At 58.3% G+C, this 22,658-nt stretch carries 15 protein-coding genes; 1 reads left to right on the forward strand and 14 read right to left on the reverse strand.

What is annotated here, in order from left to right:
* Positions 1-110: 110 nt before the first annotated feature.
* Both G7Y31_RS10315 and purB read right to left on the reverse strand, forming a co-directional pair.
* Entirely contained in the window at positions 111-986 is an 876-nt protein-coding gene (locus G7Y31_RS10315) for a phosphoribosylaminoimidazolesuccinocarboxamide synthase (protein WP_165007153.1), read from the reverse strand.
* Between the two features lie 131 nt (positions 987-1,117).
* Positions 1,118-2,578 (reverse strand): adenylosuccinate lyase, encoded by a 1,461-nt coding sequence (purB, locus tag G7Y31_RS10320; protein WP_413227991.1) that lies wholly within the window; start codon positions 2,576-2,578, stop codon positions 1,118-1,120.
* Between the two features lie 180 nt (positions 2,579-2,758).
* Here purB and G7Y31_RS10325 point away from each other — a divergent pair, with 180 nt between their 5' ends.
* Entirely contained in the window at positions 2,759-4,090 is a 1,332-nt protein-coding gene (locus G7Y31_RS10325; RefSeq protein ID WP_165007156.1) for an AAA family ATPase, read from the forward strand.
* Between the two features lie 508 nt (positions 4,091-4,598).
* On the opposite strand, the gene G7Y31_RS10330 is transcribed toward G7Y31_RS10325, so the two are convergent.
* The 12 genes from G7Y31_RS10330 to G7Y31_RS10380 form a co-directional block, all read right to left on the reverse strand.
* On the reverse strand, positions 4,599-4,763 hold the full coding sequence (locus G7Y31_RS10330) for a hypothetical protein (protein ID WP_165007159.1): 165 nt from the start codon (positions 4,761-4,763) through the stop codon (positions 4,599-4,601).
* A gap of 866 nt (positions 4,764-5,629) precedes the next feature.
* Complete coding sequence (locus G7Y31_RS10335; protein WP_165007162.1) at positions 5,630-5,794, reverse strand: hypothetical protein; 165 nt, start codon at positions 5,792-5,794, stop codon at positions 5,630-5,632.
* A 404-nt stretch (positions 5,795-6,198) separates the two neighbouring features.
* Positions 6,199-9,879: a DUF6923 family protein gene (locus G7Y31_RS10340; protein WP_165007166.1), complete on the reverse strand. Its 3,681-nt coding sequence runs from the start codon at positions 9,877-9,879 to the stop codon at positions 6,199-6,201.
* Positions 9,879-10,775 (reverse strand): class C sortase, encoded by an 897-nt coding sequence (locus tag G7Y31_RS10345; protein WP_244977378.1) that lies wholly within the window; start codon positions 10,773-10,775, stop codon positions 9,879-9,881. Before G7Y31_RS10345 ends, G7Y31_RS10340 begins: the two co-directional genes overlap by 1 nt.
* A gap of 1 nt (position 10,776) precedes the next feature.
* Positions 10,777-11,592, reverse strand: coding sequence for an LPXTG cell wall anchor domain-containing protein (locus tag G7Y31_RS10350; RefSeq protein ID WP_165007169.1), 816 nt, complete (start codon positions 11,590-11,592; stop codon positions 10,777-10,779).
* On the reverse strand, positions 11,592-12,557 hold the full coding sequence (locus G7Y31_RS10355) for a class C sortase (RefSeq protein WP_165007171.1): 966 nt from the start codon (positions 12,555-12,557) through the stop codon (positions 11,592-11,594). Before G7Y31_RS10355 ends, G7Y31_RS10350 begins: the two co-directional genes overlap by 1 nt.
* Before the next feature lie 102 nt (positions 12,558-12,659).
* Positions 12,660-14,258: a SpaH/EbpB family LPXTG-anchored major pilin gene (locus G7Y31_RS10360; protein WP_165007174.1), complete on the reverse strand. Its 1,599-nt coding sequence runs from the start codon at positions 14,256-14,258 to the stop codon at positions 12,660-12,662.
* 475 nt (positions 14,259-14,733) lie between these two features.
* Complete coding sequence (locus tag G7Y31_RS12015; RefSeq protein ID WP_268896629.1) at positions 14,734-14,868, reverse strand: hypothetical protein; 135 nt, start codon at positions 14,866-14,868, stop codon at positions 14,734-14,736.
* Positions 14,869-14,985: 117 nt separating this feature from the next.
* Positions 14,986-16,248: a restriction endonuclease subunit S gene (locus G7Y31_RS10365; protein ID WP_165007177.1), complete on the reverse strand. Its 1,263-nt coding sequence runs from the start codon at positions 16,246-16,248 to the stop codon at positions 14,986-14,988.
* Positions 16,248-17,822, reverse strand: a complete 1,575-nt coding sequence (locus G7Y31_RS10370) for a class I SAM-dependent DNA methyltransferase (protein WP_165007179.1) — start codon at positions 17,820-17,822, stop codon at positions 16,248-16,250. The genes G7Y31_RS10365 and G7Y31_RS10370 overlap by 1 nt, the downstream gene beginning before the upstream one ends.
* A gap of 136 nt (positions 17,823-17,958) precedes the next feature.
* The gene (locus tag G7Y31_RS10375) at positions 17,959-21,807 is read right to left on the reverse strand and encodes a DUF6923 family protein (protein WP_165007183.1); all 3,849 of its coding nucleotides are present in this window, start codon (positions 21,805-21,807) and stop codon (positions 17,959-17,961) included.
* Entirely contained in the window at positions 21,807-22,658 is an 852-nt protein-coding gene (locus G7Y31_RS10380) for a class C sortase (protein WP_165007187.1), read from the reverse strand. The genes G7Y31_RS10375 and G7Y31_RS10380 overlap by 1 nt, the downstream gene beginning before the upstream one ends.

Genomic DNA, 22,658 nt, shown 5'->3' on the forward strand with positions numbered 1-22,658 from the left:
CGCAATCCCCGCCCAATACCCACCATCACCTAGGCACTCGGAACACACTCCGAGCACCCGGTGGGGGCACAGGCACACGGTGACACGCGAAAGTGGCTCAAGTACTGCCGCTAGCCCAGAAAATCTGCGAAGGACTTTCCGGAAAGCCGTTCATAGGCTTCCACGTAGCGTGCCCGGGTCGCTTCCACAACTTCTTCCGGTAGTTGCGGCGGGGTGGACTGGCCATCCCAGCCGGACTCCTTCGCCAGCCAATCCCGCACGTACTGCTTATCAAAAGAGGGCTGCACCTGGTCTTCCTGGTAGCCTTCTGCTGGCCAGTAGCGTGAGGAGTCCGGCGTGAGCACCTCATCAGCCAACACCAGCTGCCCATCGTCGTCTAGACCAAACTCAAACTTGGTATCTGCCAGGATGATTCCCTTGGCCTCTGCCAGCGCGGCGGCCTCAGAGTAGATTCGCAGCGTAGCCTCACGCAGCTCTTCCGCACGCTCGCGCCCCAGCCGCTCTACTACGGCATCGAAGGACACATTCTCATCGTGCTCCCCCTGCTCCGCCTTGGTAGCCGGGGTAAAGATCGGCTCCGGCAACCGGGAAGCCTCCACCAACCCCTCCGGCAGCTCAATGCCACACACAGTGCCATCAGCCTGGTATTCCTTGAGCCCTGATCCCGTCAGGTATCCGCGCGCCACGCACTCAAAGGGCAGCATGTCCAGCTTCTTTACCACCATCGCGCGGCCCAGCACCGCCTCCGGGATCCGCTCATCATCCAAAGGCCCCGCCAGGTGGTTGGGGAAATCAATGGCATCAAAGAAGAACTGCGACGTTGCCGTGAGCACCCGCCCCTTATCCGGAATAGCCGGGTCTAGGGAGTAGTCATAGGCAGAGATTCGGTCAGAGACCACCATCAGCAGCGTGGACTCATCAACGTCATAAATGTCGCGCACCTTGCCAGAGGCAAGGTGGGTGTAGCTAGATAGTTCAGGGCGCATGCCTTCTAGCTTAACTGACTGCCCACCTGCCTCCCGCAGCTGCGTGCCCAGACCTTCCAGCCCGGCGGCCAGGGCCCATCCTAGCCCCAAACCCAGGCCCCACCCCTAGCCCAGTGCCCGGGCCCTACGCCCTACAGAATCTCCCCCGGCGTGTAGTTAGCTGCGTCAGGGTGCTGGTCCGTCAGGCGCTTAATCCGGCCCAACACCTGCGACACCTGGGACTCCGCCGCGCCAATGAACGCGTGTTTATCGTCCAAAACCCGCTCCAGGTCCTCTTGGGTCATCGGCAGGCGCTCATCGGCAGCCAGGCGCGCAATCAAGTCCTGCTCCCCGGCGTTTTCGCGCATATTCAACGCCACTGCCACCGCATTTTCCTTGATCACCTCATGTGCAGTCTCCCGACCCACGCCGGCGCGCACGGCCGCCATCAAAATGCGCGTGGTAGCCAGGAACGGCAGGTAGCGCTCCAGTTCGCGGTTAATCATGGCCGGGAATGCCCCGAATTCATCCAGCACGGTCAAGAAGGTCTCGAACTGCCCGTCCAGCGCAAAGAACGCGTCCGGCAACGCCACGCGGCGCACCACGGAGCAAAACACGTCGCCCTCGTTCCACTGTTGGCCGGCCAGGTCTGCCACCATGGTCAGGTAGCCGCGCAGGATTACCTGGAACCCGCCCACGCGCTCACACGAGCGCGCGTTCATCTTGTGCGGCATGGCTGAAGAGCCCACCTGGCCTTCCTTGAAGCCTTCCGTCACCGTCTCATTGCCTGCCATCAGTCGGATGGTGGTTGCCAGCGAAGACGGTGCGGCGCCCAGCTCTACCAGCGCAGAGACCACATCAAAGTCCAGCGAGCGCGGGTACACCTGGCCCACAGAGTTAAAAATCCGCCCAAAGCCTAGGTGGTCTGCAATGGAGGTCTCCAGCGAGGCCAGCTTGTCTTCAGAGCCGCCCATCAAATCCAGCATGTCTTGGGAGGTTCCCATGGGTCCCTTAATTCCGCGCAGCGGGTAGCGCCCCAGCAGCTCTTCTACGCGCTCGATGCCCAGCAGCATCTCATCGGCCGCCGAGGCAAAACGCTTGCCCAACGTGGTGGCCTGCGCTGCCACGTTGTGCGAACGCCCGGCCATCACCAGCGATTGGTAGTTGGCCGCGTGCCGCCCCATGCGCGCAGCGACTGCAATGGCCTTGTCGCGCACCAGGGTCAGTGCGCGCTGAATTTGTAGCTGCTCCACGTTTTCCGTCAGATCCCGCGAGGTCATGCCCTTGTGGATGTGCTCATATCCGGCCAGCGCATTAAATTCCTCAATGCGCGCCTTGACATCATGGCGCGTCACCCGCTCCCGCTGCGCAATGGAGTCCAGGTCCACCTGCTCTACTACCGCTTCATAGGTCGCGATTGCCTGCGCGGGAATGTCCACCCCCAGGTCCCGCTGCGCCTTCATTACTGCAATCCACAGCTGGCGCTCCAGCACAATCTTGTGCTCTGGCGACCAAATCTGGTTCATCTCTGCCGAGGCATAGCGTGAGGACAGTACGTTGGAAATTTTCTTTACTTCAGCCACGGCGTTTATTATTCCACGCCCACCCCGCATTTCCCTAGGCTGGCCCTTGCTTGCTCCAGCTTGGCAATGCCCTAGCTTGCCGATGCCCCCCTCCCCTCTCCCACACCCCTGCTCGTTGCCCCCGCAGGTTGCGCGGAAGAATCTTGCGCCGTTACGCTTGTCGTAGAATTTCTACGACAAGCGACAAACACTAAAGCTAAGGAGGCGAGGGTGTTACTGTCCTTTACGTTCGGCAACTGGAAGTCCTACCAAGATCAGGTCGAATTCTCGATGTTGGCCACGCGCGAGCAAAAGCACGGTGATCGCCTCGCTCGAATCCGCCGTTCCCGAGTACTGCCGGTTGGGGCGATTTACGGCGCCAACGCCGCAGGAAAATCCACCCTAGTCGGAGCAATTGCCGCATTGCGGGACATCGTCACGGGTGCACGACGTCCTACCGCGCTCCTTCCCGTATCCCCCAACCAGCCCCACGGAACAGGACAGCCTTCGACTTTCACCGTAGAGTTCGTCGCGGGCGTGGATACAGGGAATGGGACGCTCAAGGATCAGATCTTCATCTACGAGCTAACCTTGGATAAGCGCAGCATCCACCATGAGGCGCTCTTGATTCGTCGCTCTACCAAAGAGGACTTCTTCTTTGAGCGCGAAGGACAAACAGTCACCCTCTATGGGGCCCTCGAGTCTAATTCCAGGGTCCAAGCTCATGCTTCCGTCGTCGCCCCCAACGCGACAATCCTGGGCGCCATTGGCTCCGACCAGTCGGTCCAGGATCCCTACCTTCACGCAGCCTACGAGTGGTTTGCCAAGCAGCTTACAGTGATCTATCGGTCTTCCCAGTTCATCCACCTGCCGGCTCGCTTCGATACGGACAAGCTGTTTGCTCAGGCCATGAATGAAGGACTCACGCGTGCCGACACAGGAATCACTGCCCTCAAACTGGAGGAAATGAAGGTAGACGCCCTGCCTACTGAGGCTGACGTGCTGGACCGTTTGGTGGAAATGCTCTCTGACAAGGGCGGCACTTTTGTCATCGGTGGCGATGCCGGGGATTACGCTGTTCTTGACATTGAGGCTGACCAACTCAGGGCGCGGCGTCTAGTGGCCGAGCACGCAATCTCCATAGGGCCAATGGAAGATCCTCAGACTTTCACCTTGAATCTGCGGGATGAGTCGGATGGAACTCAGCGCTTCATGAACCTTCTACCCGTTTTGTTCCAGTTACGCGAGGAAGATGCTCGTGCCGTCTTCCTGGTAGACGAACTCGAGAGCTCCATGCACCCGAAACTGACGGAAGACTTCATCCGCAGCTTCCTAGAGGATTTGGATGGCGACGCTCGTCGCCAACTCATCTTCACTACCCATGAGGTTCAGCTCATGCGCGCAGACCTACTCCGGCGTGATGAAATCTGGTTAGCGGAAAAAGTTTCGGGACAGTCTCAGCTGGTGCGGGTGTCGGACTTCTCCGACATCGGAGTGCGTAAGGACGCCGATCTGCTATCCTTCTACATGTCCGGACGCCTAGGGGGCGTCCCCAGGGTCTAAGGGGAAGTTGTGACCACCAAAAAAGTTCACTGCATGAAAGGTACCCTCAGAATTTTTCCCGAAGTTCCTCGGGGACAGAAACCGTCTCCCAGATCCCCGAGTTCATCGCTTTCCTAGACGAACGAGCCCGCAAACTCGGATGGGCCCCTAGGCAAAGCCAGACTAACTGATCCCTCCGTGCGGGTGTTCAAGACTGTTTGTAGCTCCCAAAGTCTGACTAAAATGACCTAACTCGGCTTTCATTACTGCAATCCACAGCTGGCGCTCCAGCACAATTTTGCGCTCTAGGGGCTCCAGATTTGGCTCATCTCTGCTGATGCCCGAGCGTGCCGATGCCTCCTCTGCCCACTCACCGCTCCCACCCCACTGCCCACAGTGAGGCCATGGGACCTTGCGCTTACGCGAAGTCCTGATACACTTGTGGGCAACAGTTTGGTTGCTAGCAGCGGCTAGGCTGGAAAATGAAGGAATCCCCAGCCAACCGGTATTGACTGAGGATTCCCCGGACCTAATGGCCCGTGTGAAGCATGGCGTTAACCAGCTCCACAATTGCGGTCGCAAGACCAGTGAGCTCGCTCACCAGCTTGATCTTTGCGGGATCGCTGGGGGCGAGTTTCTTCTGCTCGCGACCGGGCATGCGCCGTGGGCGCTTCCGCTTGGAATGCTTACCCATGTTGCACCTCCCTTCGTCGGGGGTTGGTTCCCTCGCCAGATATGGCGCGCGGAAACATGGCCCACGAAGACGCGCGGACCTACCGCGCACCGACGAGGAAGTCACTCCTACTTAAGGCTTAAAGGTCGTGGGACCCCCAAGCGCACCGTGTTTGTGAACCGTCTCCTAGATTAGTGGTGCTCTCTTCGGTTGTCGAGGGGCGGTAATGCCTCCGGGTGATTCGTGTGGGAGGCTTGCACTTACGCACAGTCCTGATACACTTGTGGGCAACAGTTTGGTTGCTGGTCGCGGCCAGGCTGGAAAATGAAGGAATCCCCAGCCAGGGGTTAGCTGACTGAGGATTCCTCGGACCTAACGGCCCGTGTGAAGCATGGCGTTAACCAGCTCCACAATTGCGGTCGCGAACCGCGTCAACTCGCTCACCAGCATTAGGATTGCAGTCCAGCTGGGGGCGAGTTTCTTTTGCTCGCGACCGGGCATGCGCCGTGGGCGCTTCCGCTTGGAATGCTTACCCATGTTGCACCTCCCTTCGTCGGGGGTTGGTTCCCTCGCCAGATATGGCGCGCGGAAACATGGCCCACGAAGACGCGCGGACCTACCGCGCACCGACGAGGAAGTCACTCCCACTTAAGGCTTAATGGCCGTAATGACCCCCAAGCGCACCGTGTTTGTGAACCGTCTCCTAGATTAGTGGTGCTCTCTTCGGTTGTCGAGGGGCGGTAATGCCTCCGGGTGATTCGTGTGGGAGGCTTGCGCTTCTTTGTCGTCACGTTATACTGGGGTCAACAGTTTGGGTGCTAGCAGCGGCCAGGCTGGAAATGAAGGAATCCCCAGCCAGGTGCGAATTGACTGAGGATTCCTCGGACCTAACGGCCCGTGTGAAGCATGGCGTTAACCAGCTCCACAATTGCGGTCGCAAGACCAGTTAGCTCGCTCACCAGCTTGACCTTTGCCGGGTTGCTGGGGGCGAGTTTCTTCTGCTCGCGACCGGGCATGCGCCGTGGGCGCTTCCGCTTGGAATGCTTACCCATGTTGCACCTCCCTTCGTCGGGGGTTGGTTCCCTCGCCAGATATGGCGCGCGGAAACATGGCCCACGAAGACGCGCGGACCTACCGCGCACCGACGAGGAAGTCACTCCCACTTAAGGCTTAAAGGTCGCGGGACCCCCAAGCGCACCGTGTTTGTGAACCGTCTCCCAGATTAGTGGCGCTTTCCTCTGTTGTCGAGTGGTAGTAACGCCTCAACTATCGCTGTTGCGAAACGAGTTAACTCGCTCACCAGCTTGATCTTTGCGGGATCGCTGGGGGCGAGTTTCTTCTGCTCAGTGATGACCTAACGGTCAAAAAGCCGGCCCCCGAGTGGGGGCCGGCTTCTATGGTTGCGGGCGCTGGATTATGGCCCGCAAACTAGACCCAGCAGATTAAACGCTGCACATTAAGCCCTGCGTCGCAGTGCGTATGCGCATCCGGAGACTATCAGTGCCAGCGATGCCGCCAGCGGCAACCCAACGCCCCATCCGCCAGTTTGCGGCAAGGTACCAGTTTGGTCCTGGACGTCGGCGACCTTGATTATGCCCACCGTGTTGTTAGCACCACCAGCACCAGCGGTGATCAAGGTGCTGCCACCGTCGAGGATTCGCACCGCGGCCACATCCTGGCCGTTGCGGGTCTGCCACGCCGTGGTGAACTTAATAGGCTGTGAGAGCAGGCTCAGCCCAGCCGGTGCTTGGGTTTCCACCAACCAGTAGGTGCCCGGAGTCTTGAGCTCCACACTGAAGGTGCCCTGACCGTTGTCGTTCAACGCAACCGGCTCGGTGTTGGCCATGTCCAGCTCACCGGTCTCGGAGGCCGGGTAGACCGCGAAGTCAGCGCCGCTAATCGGGGTGGTTGCGCCACCTGCTTGCATCTTCACAATCTGGACCTGCATGTCCTTCGGTACCTCCGGCGGCGGGAAGTCCACACAGCCTTCATCCTCAAAGCCATCAACGGCCGCCTTGTTCAACAAGCCCTTGGTGTTGCCGGTACAGGTGCCCAGGTCTGGGTTCTTCTCCAGCTTGTCCTTGTCGGCGTTAAACTCCACTTCGACCCGGTAGGTCTCGGAGCGGCCAGCTTCTAGCACGCGTGGTCCGCCCAGGATGTAGGCACCATTGGTCGGCTCAAGGGTGCTAAAGCCAGACTCGCCAGGGCGCTTGACCTTGAAGCTATTGACCGTAAAGGCTTCGGAGAACTGCGGGGTGTCCTTGACCTGGTTATAGGAGGTCTTGACCCGGCCAGTATTGGTGACCTTGACGTCATAGGTCACCTTGTACGGGCCGTTTTCACCAAGGGCTTCGACGTCCTTGCTATCTACGGTGCCGTCACGGTTGATGTCCACGGCGGACTTTTCTACCCGCACGTCACAGCTAGACGTAAACGTATTGTTATTGGCATTGGTGTCGTGCTCATTGTTGACTACCGTGGCGGTATTAGCCACGCACTGCCCTCGGGCTTGCGCCGTCAGCTGGGCACTTACACGCACGCTCACCTGCGGGCGGGTATCGCCTTGGGCTCGCGCAGGCAAGTTACCGAACTCTAAGGTCAAGCCGTTGGCGTAGCGCTTTTCCACGAAAGGAATGTTGGTGCCGGTGTTATCCACCACCTCTTCCCTGCGCAGGTCAGTAAAGCCAGCTTCCACGGTGTCGTGCAGGCTAAATCCGCTCAGGCCATCGGGGCCGTTATTCCAGGCGTCGATCCACCAGTAGATCCGTCCGTCCCTGATTTCCTCACGGCGCTTGACAATCTCCAGGTCAGTCTTGAACGTAGGCTTCGGCATGTTGTAGCCGTTAGAAGTACCGTTGGTGTTGTATGCCGCTGGTGCATTTCGGTCCACGCTGGCCAGGGTAAACCTGGGGTTCGCACTCGTCGGGTTCTCCACCCGAATACGGATCACGTCAGAGGACTGTCCACTAGAACCGGTACCAAAGCCCAGGGTGCCATCACTGTATGTCCATGCCTTCGACCACTGGTGGTTCAGGGGAATCCTTGCACCATACCTGGTGCTCAAGCTCGTGATGTCCCACCGTTGGCTCTGTCCGTTATCCAAATTGATGCGTTCGATATAAACGGATCGAGCAGTTGTTGGCCGGGTGTTCATATCCAGATTGGAGTTCCACCGGTTGATAATGCCCCACGCATAGTTTCCGGTATCCGGAAGCATGGCGTAGTCCTCGGAAGCAGTGCGGTACCGCTTGCCATAGTCACCGGGAGCACGCGGTGGCTCGGAGGAAGAGAACTGGTAATCCGTGCGGGCAGAGACACTGTTCAAGTCCACGCTGTAGAGCGCACCCGTACCAGACAGCGATCCATTGGTCACCCAGTAACGTCCGTTAGCATCGAAGAAGCCGACGTTGATACCGCCCCACAGGTCATTGGGCCACTTTTGGCCGTACTCACCTTGGAATCCGTACCCATTGTGGGTAGGAGCAGAACCGCCACCCTTGGTCACCTTGCCCAGGTCGTGGACCTCGCCAGTTACCGGATCGATTTGCAGCAGGTGGCCGGCAGGACGGCAGGGATCTTCATAGAACAACGCGTTTCTGACATCGGTAAACGCCGTCGTGTCATTGCCATAAAAATCTTTACCAATGCGCGGCTGGCTAATTGCATACAGCCAGTTATCCTGCTGGTTATACGCCAAGGCGTTTACCACCCACGTAGTGGACTGTCCAACGGGTACGAATGCACCAGAGACAGCGGTCTGCAGGTAGAGCTGGGAATGATCGCGCCCCTGATCGCTAGGCTGGGATGCCGTGACGTAGACGGAGGTACCGCGCTGGCGTTCCGCGTTGGTCAATTCGCGGGCAGGCTTACGCGAAACCACCTGGGAGCCTTCACCAACGCAGACCTCTGGCGGAGAGCCCAAAATCTGGTACTGGATCTGGCCAGGACCTAACGGGGAGGGAACCTCCGGGCACGGGCGGGCATCGCCAGTGTTGGTAAATTCCATGGTGACTTCAATCTTCCAACCAGGTTCTACCTTCTGGGCGGCCCCGGTGTGCAAAACGCCACCGCCATTGCCTTCGCCTTCCACAGCTTCGCGGATAAGCATCTGGCTACCGGCCCTATCACTCGGCACGACGGAACGGATGTACCTCTGCACACCACGGGAGTCCAAAAGCCTCACTCGGACGGGTCGACGAGTATCCAGCTGATAACCATTGCGGTGCTGAACTTGCGCCAGAATGGGTCCGCGCAAATCTCCAGTGCCCCTAACTTCCTCCGTCATGGTCATCACCACATTGGTACGGGTATTGGAGACTACCGTGGTTAGGTTTCCGCGGGTCCACCGGAAGGTGTTGTCCCTAAACTGGCAGCGTTCAAAGTTATCGTCAGCGCGATTGTCACCTTCGGTGTTCCCACCAGTTCCAGGGCCTGCGCCCTGGCCTGGGTCAGCCGGGGGATTCTGGTTTTCACCCGCGCCGGGGTTTTCGCCCGCGCCCGGATCCTCGGTACCCGGAGTCTCCGTCCCCGGATCGTCAGTGCCCGGCACCTCAGTACCCGGGTCCTGGTCCTCATCGCCGCCAGGAATCTCTTCCTCGGGAACGCTATTTACCTGGCCGATGGCGGTAATGCTATTCGGCCTAGCACCAAGACCCGGATCATTAATAAACGTCATTGACACCAGGTCGCCCCTGGTGACAGTCTTTCCGCCAGGAATGTTGAGGGTATAGGAGAAATCACCCCGTCCACCTTGGAATTGGACACCATTGCGCGTATAGGTTTGATCGCCAACCCGCACTGTGACTTGTCGGTTGCCTGGTTGTAATGGTGTCCGGGGGTTGTTATAGGTGAACCTGAAGGTAATGCTGGTGATCGTGGCGTCGGCTTGCACCGTGCCCGAATAGATCATCGGACGACTAGGACCATTGCTAACTATCCCGTCAACAGACACCGGAACAGTGCCCTGCGCCTGAGCTTGCGGGGCGTTGCTGGCGGCATAGGACGCCAGGCTCAGCGCCAGCAGCGCCGCAGCGATGAAGGCGAAGAGTTTCTTCATCGCGCCAAGTGCTGCTGGGTGGGCCGGGTCCGCAGCTGCGGAACGGCTGTGAGAGGTGTTGCCATGTTTCACGTTTCGCATTACTTATTCTTTCGCAGAGTTGAACGCAGCCAGAGGCCAAGGACTAACAGAACCAAAAGGGCGGCGGCAAGAAATGCCCACATCCACCATTGCCAGTGGAAGCCAGAGTCTTCAAAGACTCCTTCTTCCTCCGGGTCCATGGGGACCCGTTCGGCATGCACCAACAAGCGGTGGGTGTTAATGCCATAGGGGGTACAGGTGACCAAGGTGATCAGGTCTTTGCCTTCTACCCGCGCCAGGCTGTCGACTTCCTCAGGCAAGACGACATCAATGTCAAAGACCTGATACTTCATCTTCTGCCCGGCCACGTGCAGGTAGACGGCATCACCCACCGCAACGGTGGAGAGATTGTCAAAGAGCGTGGCATTTTGCAGTCCCGTGTGCCCGGTCAGAGCCGCGTGGCGGTTCTCCCCGCCCACGGGCAAGTCCGTGCCAAAGAGGTGACCCACGCCGCGCTGCAAGACCTCATGGCTGGTGCCGTGATAGATGGGCAGATTGATGCTGGCCTTGGGGATAGCAATTCTGCCCATCGCCTCATAGTTGGCCAGCTGTTGCTCATAGGCCTGGTATTCGGCATTGTGGCGGTCTTGTGTGCCGGACCACGGGTCGCTCAGCGTTGCTTGGCCGCGGGTGGCGTTGTACTCCAGGGCATCGGAAAGCTGCTGGTCAATGACCTCCGGGGCTTGCGTGCTTTCAAACTGCGCGTAAGCATCTGCCACCCGGGTTTGCTGCCAGTTATTCCACTGGGTGGCCACCACGGGGTATAACAGCACGCACAGCCCGGCCAGCACCAACAGCACAGGGATGAGGACGTTGGATCCCTTGCGCCGCTTCTGCCCCTGGCCTGCGGGCGGCCCGGGCGGGCCCAGCGGTCGGTTGGTTGTTTCCACCGTCATGCTAGCGGCCTTCCTGGCCAGGTTGGTCCGCGTCACGCTTGCGCCGGGCCAGCAGCGCACCCGCAAGTATCAGCACCGCAGCTATGCCAACGATTCCCAGTACAGACGCACCGGTAGAGGCCAGGCCCGGGCGCTGCGAGGTGCCAGATTGCGGCGGCGTGGTCGCCGGGGCCGTCGGCTCGCTCGGCCGGGTGGGGGTCTGGGTTGGCGTCGGCGTAGGCGTTGGGGTGGGTTCCGGCCGCAACGTTGGCGGATTAAAAGGCGGGTACGGCGGGCGCGGCGGAGTAGACTCCGCGGGCGGCTGCGCCGGGGTGGACTCCGGCGGGGTGTCCATCTTTGCAAACACCTTCGGGGAACAATCCCACCCAGACTCGCTTCCCACCGGCAGGGTCAGCACAAAGTCCTGCGGGGTGGCATTGCGCCCATGGGCAGGCACAGTGGCACTGACCAGATAGGCGCCTACCGGCAGGTCGTGGAAACGAGCATCGCCCGCGGCATCCGTGGTGGCACGCCAGGTGCCCTCGGTGCGAGCTTGCGCGGCCTTGGCAGCATCGAGCTCGCCCACAGCATCCCAGCCGACCTGGGTGCTCAGGTCAATGTCTGCCAGCTTGGCCAGGGAAAACTCGGTGCCAGCTATGCCTTCTTCCCCGCTGGGTTGGATGCTCAGCGTCAGGTTCGCGCTCTTACACTGGGCCACCTGCGCTACCTCTAGCTTGCCGATGTCCCCCGTGACCACCTTTGCCTGCACCGGCAGCGCCCCTAGGCCGGCGACCATGCAGGCCGCTGCCAGGGCAAGGCGGGTAGTTGCCTTCTTCATCACTGTTTGCCTTCCTCGCTACCGTTGGGAGATTCGCTGCTATCAGATTCGTTGGGGTGGTCTTGGCCCGGGCGGGTGGCGCGGTGTGCGTGCAGGGCGCGCCATAGCCACGCTGCCAGCAGCAGCGCTACCAGCACGGCACCTGCCATAAAGGCCCACATCCACCACTGCCAGGCAAGGGCTGGGGAGGCATCGAAAGCTTCCAAGTCCTCGTGGTCTAACTCCACGCGATGGCCGTGGACCAACAGGCGGTGGGTGTTGATGCCATAGGGGGTACAGGTAACCAACGTGATAAGGTCCTGCCCTGCCTGCGGGCGCAGACTGTCTGTCTCATTTGGTAGCACCACTTCGATGTGATCCACCTGGTACTTGAGCTTTTCGCCGGAGACCTGCACATAGATGGCATCGCCTTCTTTGACGTTGGTGAGGTTGTCAAAGAGCGTGGCGTTGGGAAGGCCCGTATGCGCAGTAAGCACCGTATGGGTATCCTCGCCACCAACCGGCAAGTCCGATCCATAAAGGTGACCTACACCAATTTGCAGCGTGTGGTGGTCCGTGCCGTGATACACCGGCAGGTTGACCCCTGCGGCGGGAACCAGCAGGCGTGCCATGGCATCGCCATAGCTGAGCTGGTCCGTATAGGCCTTGTAGTCACCATTGTCCTTTTCCACCTGGGCCAACCAGGGGTCCAGGATGGGGCCAGTGGAGCGGGTCTGGTTATACTCACGCGCCAGCTCTATGGCGGTATTAAGTTGTTCGGGTTCGACACCTTTTTCCAAGCGGTCATAGGCCTGCGCGGCGCGCTGTTGGCCCCAGTTATTCCACTGGGTGGCCACCACGGGGTAGACCATCACCGCTAGGCCCAGAACTACCAATAACGTGGTGACCAGGATGGTCTTGCGGTCGTGGTGTTTCTTTGCCCGGCGCCGGGCTGAATTTGGCCTTGGTTGCGTACCCACAGTCATGACAGTCACCCAGCAAGAAGTCTTAGAAAAAGTGCGAACTAAATACTCTGCGCGCAGGGCGCGGGGGTTGCCCCGCCCTACGGCAGTAATGCGGCTAAGAAATTAAGCCGTCTTGGTGTTGCGGCGTGCGTAGAGAGCTCCAGCACCGATGAGCACTGCAGCAATCGCAGCCAGGATGCCAATACCAGCACCACCGGTCAGCGGCAGCTTCGGAGTGGTGTCCTTCAGGTTCTTCACCGTTGCAGTCAGCTCATAAGCCTGGGCGTTGACTTCCGCCTCAGCACCATCACCTGCAGTAGCAGTGAATGCGGTCTGGTCAGTCTTCTTCAGCTGCAGGGTGATCGGCTTGGACAGCAGCTCGTAGCCAGCCGGGGACTTGGTCTCCAGCAGGCAGTAAGCCTTGAACTGCTCTGGGCTTGCCGCAGAGTTGTCGTCGAAGTCGTTGACGTGCAGGCCCTCGATGGTCACGGTGCCATCAGCAGCGGTAGTCCACTTGTCCTTGCCCTTGACGGTGAGCTTATCGCCGTTAAGATCCGCAGCATCACAGGTCTCATTGGCAGAGCCGTAGACCTCGAACTCAGCGCCCTGGAGGTTGACATTCGCGTCCTCGGCGTCCTTCTTGACGATCTTGACGTTGGCCCAGTAGGACTTGGTCTCATTGGTCGGGGTGGTGGTGTCGGTGGTGTCGCCGCCACCGGTACCGTTGTTGGAAATCACGGTAGCCTTGTTAGCCAACTCGCCATGGGCGTTGACCGTCACGTCGAAGCTCAGGCGCAGCTTCTTACCGGTCGTCTTGTAGCCATCGTTGAACTTCTTCAGGCCGGCGTCAGTCAGGGTGACCTCGAGATTCTGGGTAGCCTCGGTGTGGTTGACGGTGAAGTCGCCAGCAGCCAGAGCGGTCAGAACTTCGCCATTTGCACCCAGGATCTCCACCTTGGTGGTCTCCCCTGTCTTGTAGGCGACCTTGGCCTCATCCAGGTCATCAACGAAGCTGAATTTGGTCAGACCATTGACCGGATCCAGACCACCCGGGACATCACCGGTAATAGAGAAGGTGATGTCCTGCCCCACCTGCTTATTGGTGTCTTCAACGGCCTTCTCAGCGCGGGACTGGTAGTTCTTCGGGTAAGCGTGAACGTCGTAGTTCCACTCGGTGCCACCGTCGGCAGTGTTGCCCTTGGTCATCGGCACAAAAGCAATGAACGGGGATGCCGGAGCAAAGCCATCCTTCGGGGTGGTTTCCACCACGTAGTAGGCACCGATGGGCAGGTCCGAGAGCTTGATCTCACCAGCGGCATTGGTCTTTTGTTCTTCCCCGTACTTGGTAGCACCGGCAACCTGACCGTTTGCGAGGGTGAAGTTGCGAGCATCCAGGTTAGCGGCTGCAGCCAGACCAGCGTTGGTGTTCAGGTTCACGGCGTCGATCTTGAAGAAGGTAAAGCCCACGCCGTCCAGCGGAGTACCGGAAACGTTCGGGTCTACTTCACCGGTGGGGGTACCGGTGGTTTCCGGGTTGGCCTTCTTGTGGATGGTCAGGGTGCCGGTTTCCTGGTTGATGGTGGCAGCGTTGCCAGCCGGAGCAGCGGTGCCGGCAGGCTGGCCGCCTTCTTGTGCCACGGCACCCGTAGCGCCCAGGCCCAGGGACAGGCCGATGACGGCGGCAGCGGAGACGCTGCGGAGCGCGATTGCATTTTTAGCCATGTGGTAATTCCTCACTGGTGACTTGTAGCACCCGAACGTCGCTGCCGGGAGCTGATGAAACGGAGATGGCGCACCGGGAGTCAGGCCGGTGGCAGCTATTCCGGCGGCTAGACCACACTGTCAAACCGGGGGTAAGACCGGGGGTAACCGATGGAACAGCCAACCGGACCAACCAAAGCCCGGATACGTCTAAGGGTTCTGCTCCAAGATTCGCTTGAAGCTTAGGGTCACCATAACCCACAGAATTTTAAATACATAGCCCAAGCACTACAGACAGGAAACCTTCCGAGGACACCCCCCCCCCGCGAGTCTTTGACCTGCGGAAATAATAGAATCTTAAGGTTTAGTGAGATTCGCCACAGGGTACTGACAGGAGCCTTAAAGTAGATTTGCCTGAAATGTATAGACAAATACCAGGAGCATTCGAAGCCAATTCTGTCTGTACCTTAAATAATTTCGTGGCCTTGTTCAGCCGCTAAACCAATGTCATTGCGGTGGAAAACCCCGGCATGGCGACCTGATCCAAAACGGCGTGGGCGGCCGCGTGGGCATCGGCAAGCTGGGGTCCCTTAGCCGGGGCAGCCGGGTAGCCCTGCGCAGCCAGAACCACCGCCGGGCCCTACGGAAGCCTTTTGGGAACACAGCCCCTCACGGCCAATCACTCCTAGCGAGGTACTGAAGTCCCTCCAAGGGCAATGGCCAGATTACGGGTCACTTCTCGCAATCGTCAGAGCTCGCCTTGGAACGCGCGAACGGACAGTACAGCTTGAAGTTGCTTGAGTAAGCCCAGCTTTTCTTGCAACCTTCGAGTTACACATTCGATGCCTTGGATAGTAGCTGCCAACGCGAGTTGCTCGATGGAACTCAATTCGGGGACTTGGATCTGAAGAAACGCAGATTGGGTTATATTTTTCATACTCCCACCGCTTCCCATCGCCTTCGCACTAATCCGCGCTCGGACTTGCCTGTGCTGAAGGATCCCCACTAATGCGCTCGGTTCAACTGTGTCCTTCAGTCCGAGACGCCACAATTTGTCTGGAAGATATAGGTTCGAGAAATCTCCCTTTACCAGCGCCGACGCTCCCACTAACTCCATAGTGTTAGCGCGGCTCACCAGAATATCACCCCGGTTCACGGCATGGTGCGGAGCCGGCTCATAGTCGTCAGGCAATGGCTTGGATTCCTCCGGCAAGAACTCGCCGGTAGTCACCGAGCTTACTTTAAGAACTCGATTTTGAACGTTATCCGAAGCGGCCTCTTTAAGACTCTTTCCAGAACTTATGTCCTCAACGTAGTGCGACAGCGGACACTGGGGCTTTCCGAGGATAAATCGCTCAATTTCTGACTGCTTCAGTAGAAGGATACTCGATAGTTCATTCTGCGTCGCCTGTACATTCTGGGCAGCCTCATCAAGTAGTAATGCGATGCGGTGTTGTTCCTCCAGCGGTGGGAGGGGGAATGGAATCGCTTCAAAGACTGTCTTTCGAATTGATGGCACGGAGGTAGTTGATGCGTATTGGTAAAAGTCAATGCTCCGCGACCAGGACAGCAGAAATGAAGAATCTACAAGAGTAGATGGTAAGAATGCGAACAAGTTGTTATCTATACATGACTCTTGAGCGACGAGTGCGCGCCGATTAAGTCTTATTGCCTCGCCAATTTTAGCAAAAACCAAAGATCCACATGGAATGACTTTAGCTTTGAGTTCTTGGGAAATATCTTCATTGATGTAGTCAGCCGCAACAGTGAGCTGCCCTCTGAAATTCGCGTTCTTAAGACTCCCAACTTTGAAAAACGGATACCTTCCCTGCTCTATTCCTTGGTAACGCTTAGGGAAGCCCATTCCACCTACAAATGTCCCCAATGACCCCCACCGAACCCACTTCCAGCTTTCAGGTATCGAATGCGGCTGCTCATTCTTAGGCACGAGTGCCTTGTCAGGAATCCTGTTGAAGTCCTCAATACGTGGGTAAATTCCATTGCGTGCCATTACTTGCCTTCCGTGAGCATGGCCTTGAGCTTAGCCAGGCCAGCTGTGATGTCGTGGTCGAGGGTTTCGATCTCGGCGATGATTTCTAGCGGGTCCCGGGTCTCAGTAGCCTCCAGAACAATTTCTTTGTACCGGTTCATCGACAAGTCATACCCAGCCCGCACAATCTCTTCCCGGGGCACAGTAAACGAGTACTCGGTGCGTGCCCGGTCCCGCTCCGTGCCGGTGCGTTCATGCCAGCGGGCCACCACATCCGGCAGGTTGTTCACCTGCGCTTGCTCAGCAGTCAGGACCACCGGGTGGGGGTCAGCAGCACACTGCGGGTCATCATAATCCTGAACATGCGAAACCGGTGCAGGACCCAACAAACGCGCCTCCAGCAACGGGGTGCGCTTATCATCCAACGAGTACCCATCAGCGGTGACGTCATAAAACCACACCTGGTCCGTACCACCAGAATCAGTACGGGTAAAACACACAATGGCAGTCGAGACCCCGGAGTACGGCTTGAACACCCCGGAGGGTAGTTTGATGACTGCATCCAGGCGCTGGTCCTCAACTAAGTGTTGGCGCAAGACTTTGTGTGCCTTGGTGGAACCAAACAGCACACCCTCCGGAACAATCACCGCAGCCCGCCCACCAGGCTTGAGCAGTTGCAGAAAACGGTGAAGGAATAACAGCTCAGTCTTCTTCGCCGTGGTAGCAGATTTCAGTGCTGGGTCGATGGCGTCTTTATCCAAGCTTCCAGCAAAAGGAGGATTAGCCAAAATAAGGTCATAGGCCCCAAAATGCTCGGCATCAAGATGAGTTAAGGAATCTTGATAGGCGATGGCAGGCTCATCAAAACCATGCATGAACATATTCATCGCTGCGATACGCACCATGGTTTTATCAAAATCAAACCCCGTTAGCCCCTGCTCCAGGAAGGTATCCCGGGTGGGTTTATCAAACAACTGGTCCTGGTGATGGGTCTTGATCCAATCATTAGCTGCTACCAAAAACCCTGCGGTTCCACAGGCCGGGTCAATAATGCGCAGGGACGGGGTTGGGGCCATAAGCGCTACTAGTAGTTCGATGATGTGGCTAGGGGTGCGAAACTGCCCATTGGTACCAGAGGTAGATAGTTTGTCCAGCATGTATTCATAGAGGTCGCCGGCGATGTCTTTGTTGGCGAACTCTAGGGCGTCGATAAGTTCCATCACTCGGCCTAAGGTGGCCTCTGATTCGATGTCGAAGGAGGCATTAGCCATGTGTTGTTGGAAACCATGCCCGCCCATGGTTTTGATAAACGGGAAGACCTCTGTAGTGATGGTGGCTTTACGCCGAGCCAAATCCGCGTCCTCAATCAGGTTGCGCCAGCGCAGGTGCTGCTGGGAAGCATTAAAAATATCGCTGGTGGCGGTGGGATCACCAAGGTTGCGGCGGGTATCAATATAGGCCTGGCGGGTATCCAACTCCCGGATAAACAGCAGGTAGGTGAACTGCTCGATCACCGAAATCGGGTTAGAAATACCCCCAGACCAAAACGTATCCCAAATGCGGTCAACGCTGTTCTTCAATGCGCCAGTAATCATGCCTATAACCATAAACGCAGGGGTGGACATGAAGGGGATAAACGGTGCGGAATATGGACGGTGCGGAATTGGGGGCATCGGCAAGCTGAGGCAAAAACGCCACAGCCGGCCCCTGGGGAGGGACCGGCTGGAGAGGCTAAGCCCTGCGGCGCACAGCGTAGGCACAACCGGCAAGGAGCAGCCCTAGCGATGCAGCCAGCGGCAACCCCACACCCCAGCCGCCAGTCCGCGGGAGGGTGCCGGTCTGGTCTTGGACGTCGGCGACCTTGATTATGGCCACCTTGCCAGCAGAACTATCTTCCGTACCGGCGGTAATAAGGGTGCTGCCGCCATCGACAATCGTGGCCGAAGGCTCCTCAGTGTCACCCTTAGTCACCCACTCCGTGGTGAACTTCACCGGCTGCGACAGCAAACTCAAACCCGCCGGGGCCCGGGTCTCCAGCAGGAAATAAGTGCCCGGGGCCTTGAGCTGCACGGTGAAGGTACCGCTGGCGCCATCCTTCAACGTAATCGGCTCGGTGGTGGCCGTGTCCAGGGTGCCGTCCTCAGTAGCCGGATAGACCGCGAAGTCAGCGCCCGAGATAGGCGAGGTTTCCGGGGAATTGGCCCGCATCTTCACAATCTTGACAGTCATATCCTGCGGCGTGGGGAAATCCACGCAGGCGTCATCCTCGGAGCCATCTACGTTTACCGCGTTGAGCAAGCCCTTGGTATCGCCCTCGCAGGTGCCTAAATCCTTGTTTGCCTCCAGCTTTCCCTCATCAGCCTTAAACACCACCCGGACCTGGTAAATCGCTGAAGCGCCCTTATCCAAGACACCCGGACCGCCGAGTGTATAGGAGCCGCCCTCCGGTGCTGCGTCTTCCTCACCCTTGAGCACCTCAAAGCCTTGGGCACCCGGGCGCTTGACGGCGAAAGTCTCCACCGCAAAGGCCTCAGAGAACCGCGGCGTATCCACCACGCGGTTGTAAGAGGTCTTCTCCGTTCCCTTATTAGTTACCTTGACGTCATAGAAGACGGTGTACTTGCCGTCCTTATCCGGGCCTTGGACATCCTTGCTGTCCACCTCGCGATTGTTGTTGGTATCCACCACCGACTTCTCCACAATGATGTCGCACGTGGAGGTGAAGGTGTTGTTATCGATGTTGGTGTCCTTTTCATTGTTCACCACCGTGGCAGTGTTGCTTACGCACCGGTCCGGGGCATCATCGTTCAGCTTGGCGCTGACCTTGACGCTAACCTGTGGGCGGTCATCGTCTGCGGCGCGGGCAGGCAGCTGGCCAAATTCTATGGTCAAGCCATCTGGGCGCTGCTGCTCCAGGTAAGGAATGTCGGCTTTGGTGTTAAAAACCACCTCTTCCTTACGCAGGTCAGAGAAATCCTGCGTCACCTTATCGCGCAGGCTAAAGCCACTGATGCCATCCGGGCCGTTATTCCACGCATCAATCCACCAGTAAATACGACCGTCCCGAATTTCTTCGCGGTGCTTGATAATCTCCAGGTCGGTGTCAAACGGCGAGCTGTAGCCGTTACTGGTGCCGTTCGTGTTGTACGCCGTGGGCGCGTTTTGGATCACGCTAGCCAGCTCAAACGTGGGCTTGTCCGCCGTCGGATTGGTGACGTGAATGCGAATCACATCAGAGTTTGCACCACTGGAGCCAGTACCAAAGCCCAGGGTTCCATCACCATAAGTCCAGGCCTTACTCCACTGGTTGCCCAAACGGATTTTCGCACCATATTCAGTCTGCATATCGGTAATGTTCCACCGCTTGCTTTGACCCGTTTTCAGATCAATCCGTTCGATGTAGATGCTTTGGCGGTCATCGGAATTCCACCCGTTAACAATGCCCCAGGCATAGTTGCCTGCACCCGGCAGCACTGCGTAGTCCTCAGAGGCGGTGCGATGGGCCTTGCCGTAGTCGCCGCCCTTTCGAATCTGGTTATCGAAAGAATACTGCGTCTTGGCGGAAGCATTATCCAGGTTCACGTTATACAGAGCACCGGTACCCGAAAGGGAGCCGTTGGCAACCCAGAAGCCGCCGTCTGAGTCGAAAACGCCAACATTGATGCCGCCCCAGAGATCATTCGGCCAAGCCTGGCCGTACTCACCTTGGAAGCCGTAGCCTTTGGAGTTTTGTGCGGTGCTGCCTGCGGTTTTGGCCACCTTGCCCAAGTCGTGGACTACCCCACTAAGCGGGTCAATCTGCAGCAAGTGGCCAGCCGGGTAGCACGGGTCCTCATAGAACAATGCTTGCTGGCCGTTAATGGCCCGGGTATCCAGGCCTTTGGCATCCTTGCCGATGCGCCCCTGGCTAATGGCGTACAGCCAATTGTCTGCTGGGTTGTACGCCAGGGCGTTGACCACCCAATTATTGGGCTCCCCCACGGGCACGAAGTCACCGGCAACACTGGTCTGCAAGTAAAGCTGTGACTTATTGCGGCCCTGGTTACGGGGCTCAGATGCCGTAACATACACCGAGGTTCCGCGCTGGCGTTCCTCATTGCTCAGCTCACGTGGAGGTAGACGACGCTCCACCTGCGGACCACCAGCCTCACAGCGCGTGGGCATCGGCTCCATAACCCGGTACTCGATGGAGCCAGGACCCAGCGGAGACCTCACACTGGGATCTTTACGGTCTCCATCGCGATCCCCGAAGGGCAGCTCAGCCACGATCCGGTAGCCGGGCTCCACCTGAATACCTTGCTTCTTCAATCGGTCATTGTTGTGGATAATGCCGCCCCAGCTTCCCTCACCTTCCAGGGCAGGGCGAGTCCACATGAGGTCGTCATCAGCATTCGGCTTGGCAGAGCTGGTATAAACCACGCGGCCCGAGCGATCCAGGACCTTAAACGTAACGTCCTTGCCGCCTTCGATGTCGTAACCATTCTTATGCTGCACACGAGCAAAGATTTGTCCGTGGAGCAGGCCAGACCTGTCGATTTCCTCCGTCATGGTCACCAGGGAACTGCTGCCCTGGGTTGCAGTAGTAGTGAGGTTGTCGAGTTCCCATTCTTGCGGGGGCAACGGCTCGGTAATCGTGTACGTGATGGAGCCGGGACCCAGCGGAGACCTCACACTGGGATCTTTACGGTCTCCATTGCGATCCCCGAAGGGCAGCTCAGCCACGATACGGTAGCCGGGCTCCACCTGAATACCTTCTTTCAACCGGCTATCGTTATTGATAATGCCGCCCCAGCTTCCCTCACCTTCCAGGGCAGGGCTAGTCCGCATGATTTTGTCACTGGCGTTCGGCCTGGCAGAGCGGGTATAGACGACGCGGCCCGCACCATCCAGAACCTTGAAGGTGACGTCCTTGCCTCCCTCGATGTCGTAACCATTCTTATGCTGCACACGAGCAAAGATTTGCCCATCGAGCCGGCCCGAACGATCTATTTCCTCCGTCATGGTCACCAGAGAACTGCTGCCCTGGGTTGCTGTGGTGGTGAGGTTTCCGCTAGCCCACTCCTTAGCCTCTTGCACCACCTCTCCGGTAGCGGTGATGGAGTGTCCGGTGTTTGCTACTCGATAGCCACCACCACCGACGCCGCGCTCATCTCTGAAGCTTAAGGAAATATCCTGATCCTTAGTAACGTCTTGGCCACCCGGGATCGTGTACGTCAGGCGATACGTCGCACCGCTTTTCCTCAACGCGCTTGCTGGAGACTGATAGGCCCGGCCACCAACCTGGATCCGCATAGGACTAGAAATAATCGGCGCAAATCGACCGTCGCCGTAATTAAACTGAAAGGTCACACTGTTCAGCCTTCCGGTAGCGCCAATCCTGCCAGACTGCCGAATTTGACCACGAGATTGGTCCACGCGCTGATCGTTGACTGGAATAGTGCCCTGCGCCTGGGCTTGGGGGGCGTTGCTAGCGGCATAGGACGCCAGGCCCAGGGCCAGGAATAGCGCCAGGATTGCGGCCAGGATTTTCTTGCCCGTGGTGTTGAGGGCGGTGGCTTTGCCTAGATTCACGTTTCGCATTACTTATTCTTTCGCAGGGTTGAACGCAGCCAGAGGCCAAGGACTAACAGAACCAAAAGGGCGGCGGCAAGAAATGCCCACATCCACCACTGCCAGTGGAAGCCAGAGTCTTCAAAGACTCCTTCTTCCTCCGGATCCATGGGGACCCGTTCGGCATGCACCAACAAGCGGTGGGTGTTAATGCCATAGGGAGTACAGGTAATCAAGGTGATCAGGTCTTTGCCTTCTACCCGCGCCAGGCTATCGACTTCTTCCGGCAGGACTTCTTCGATGTCGAAGACTTGGTATTTCATCTTCTGCCCGGCCACGTGCAGGTAGACGGCATCGCCCACGGCGAGCTTGTTCAAGTTGTCAAACAGCGTCGCATTTTGCAGGCCCGTGTGCCCGGTCAGTGCCGCGTGGCGGTTCTCCCCGCCCACAGGAAGGTCCGTGCCAAAAAGGTGGCCTACACCGCGCTGCAAGACTTCATGGCTAGTGCCGTGGTAGATGGGCAAAATGATGTTTGCCTTCGGGATGGCGATCCGGCCCATGGCATCATAGTTAGCCAGCTGCTGGGCATAGGCCTGGTATTCGGCGCTGTGGCGGTCCTCCTCACCGGACCAGGGATCCGAGATGGAGGCTTGGCCGCGGGTGGCGTTATACGCCAGGGCATCGGAAAGCTGCTGGTTAATGACCTCCGCCGGCTGCTCAGACTCAAAGCGGGAGTAGGCATCCGCCACGCGGGCCTGCTGCCAGTTATTCCACTGGGTGGCCACCACGGGGTATAACAGCACGCACAGCCCTGCCAGCACCAACAGCACCGGTATTAGCACGTTGGAGGCCTTGCGCCTGGTGGTACTCGCTTCCGCCAT

It is taken from the genome of Corynebacterium lizhenjunii (genome assembly GCF_011038655.2).
GTDB lineage: Bacteria > Actinomycetota > Actinomycetes > Mycobacteriales > Mycobacteriaceae > Corynebacterium > Corynebacterium lizhenjunii.

What these genes read in the sequence shown, in the direction of transcription:
- G7Y31_RS10315 (WP_165007153.1), bottom strand. Translation starts at nt 986, where the DNA reads ATGCGCCCTGAACTATCTAGCTACACCCACCTTGCCTCTGGCAAGGTG.
- purB (WP_413227991.1), bottom strand. Translation starts at nt 2,578, where the DNA reads ATGCGGGGTGGGCGTGGAATAATAAACGCCGTGGCTGAAGTAAAGAAA.
- G7Y31_RS10330 (WP_165007159.1), bottom strand. Translation starts at nt 4,763, where the DNA reads ATGGGTAAGCATTCCAAGCGGAAGCGCCCACGGCGCATGCCCGGTCGC.
- G7Y31_RS10335 (WP_165007162.1), bottom strand. Translation starts at nt 5,794, where the DNA reads ATGGGTAAGCATTCCAAGCGGAAGCGCCCACGGCGCATGCCCGGTCGC.
- G7Y31_RS10340 (WP_165007166.1), bottom strand. Translation starts at nt 9,879, where the DNA reads ATGCGAAACGTGAAACATGGCAACACCTCTCACAGCCGTTCCGCAGCT.
- G7Y31_RS10345 (WP_244977378.1), bottom strand. Translation starts at nt 10,775, where the DNA reads ATGACGGTGGAAACAACCAACCGACCGCTGGGCCCGCCCGGGCCGCCC.
- G7Y31_RS10350 (WP_165007169.1), bottom strand. Translation starts at nt 11,592, where the DNA reads ATGAAGAAGGCAACTACCCGCCTTGCCCTGGCAGCGGCCTGCATGGTC.
- G7Y31_RS10355 (WP_165007171.1), bottom strand. Translation starts at nt 12,557, where the DNA reads ATGACTGTGGGTACGCAACCAAGGCCAAATTCAGCCCGGCGCCGGGCA.
- G7Y31_RS10360 (WP_165007174.1), bottom strand. Translation starts at nt 14,258, where the DNA reads ATGGCTAAAAATGCAATCGCGCTCCGCAGCGTCTCCGCTGCCGCCGTC.
- G7Y31_RS10365 (WP_165007177.1), bottom strand. Translation starts at nt 16,248, where the DNA reads ATGGCACGCAATGGAATTTACCCACGTATTGAGGACTTCAACAGGATT.
- G7Y31_RS10370 (WP_165007179.1), bottom strand. Translation starts at nt 17,822, where the DNA reads ATGATTACTGGCGCATTGAAGAACAGCGTTGACCGCATTTGGGATACG.
- G7Y31_RS10375 (WP_165007183.1), bottom strand. Translation starts at nt 21,807, where the DNA reads ATGCGAAACGTGAATCTAGGCAAAGCCACCGCCCTCAACACCACGGGC.
- G7Y31_RS10380 (WP_165007187.1), bottom strand. Translation starts at nt 22,658, where the DNA reads ATGGCGGAAGCGAGTACCACCAGGCGCAAGGCCTCCAACGTGCTAATA.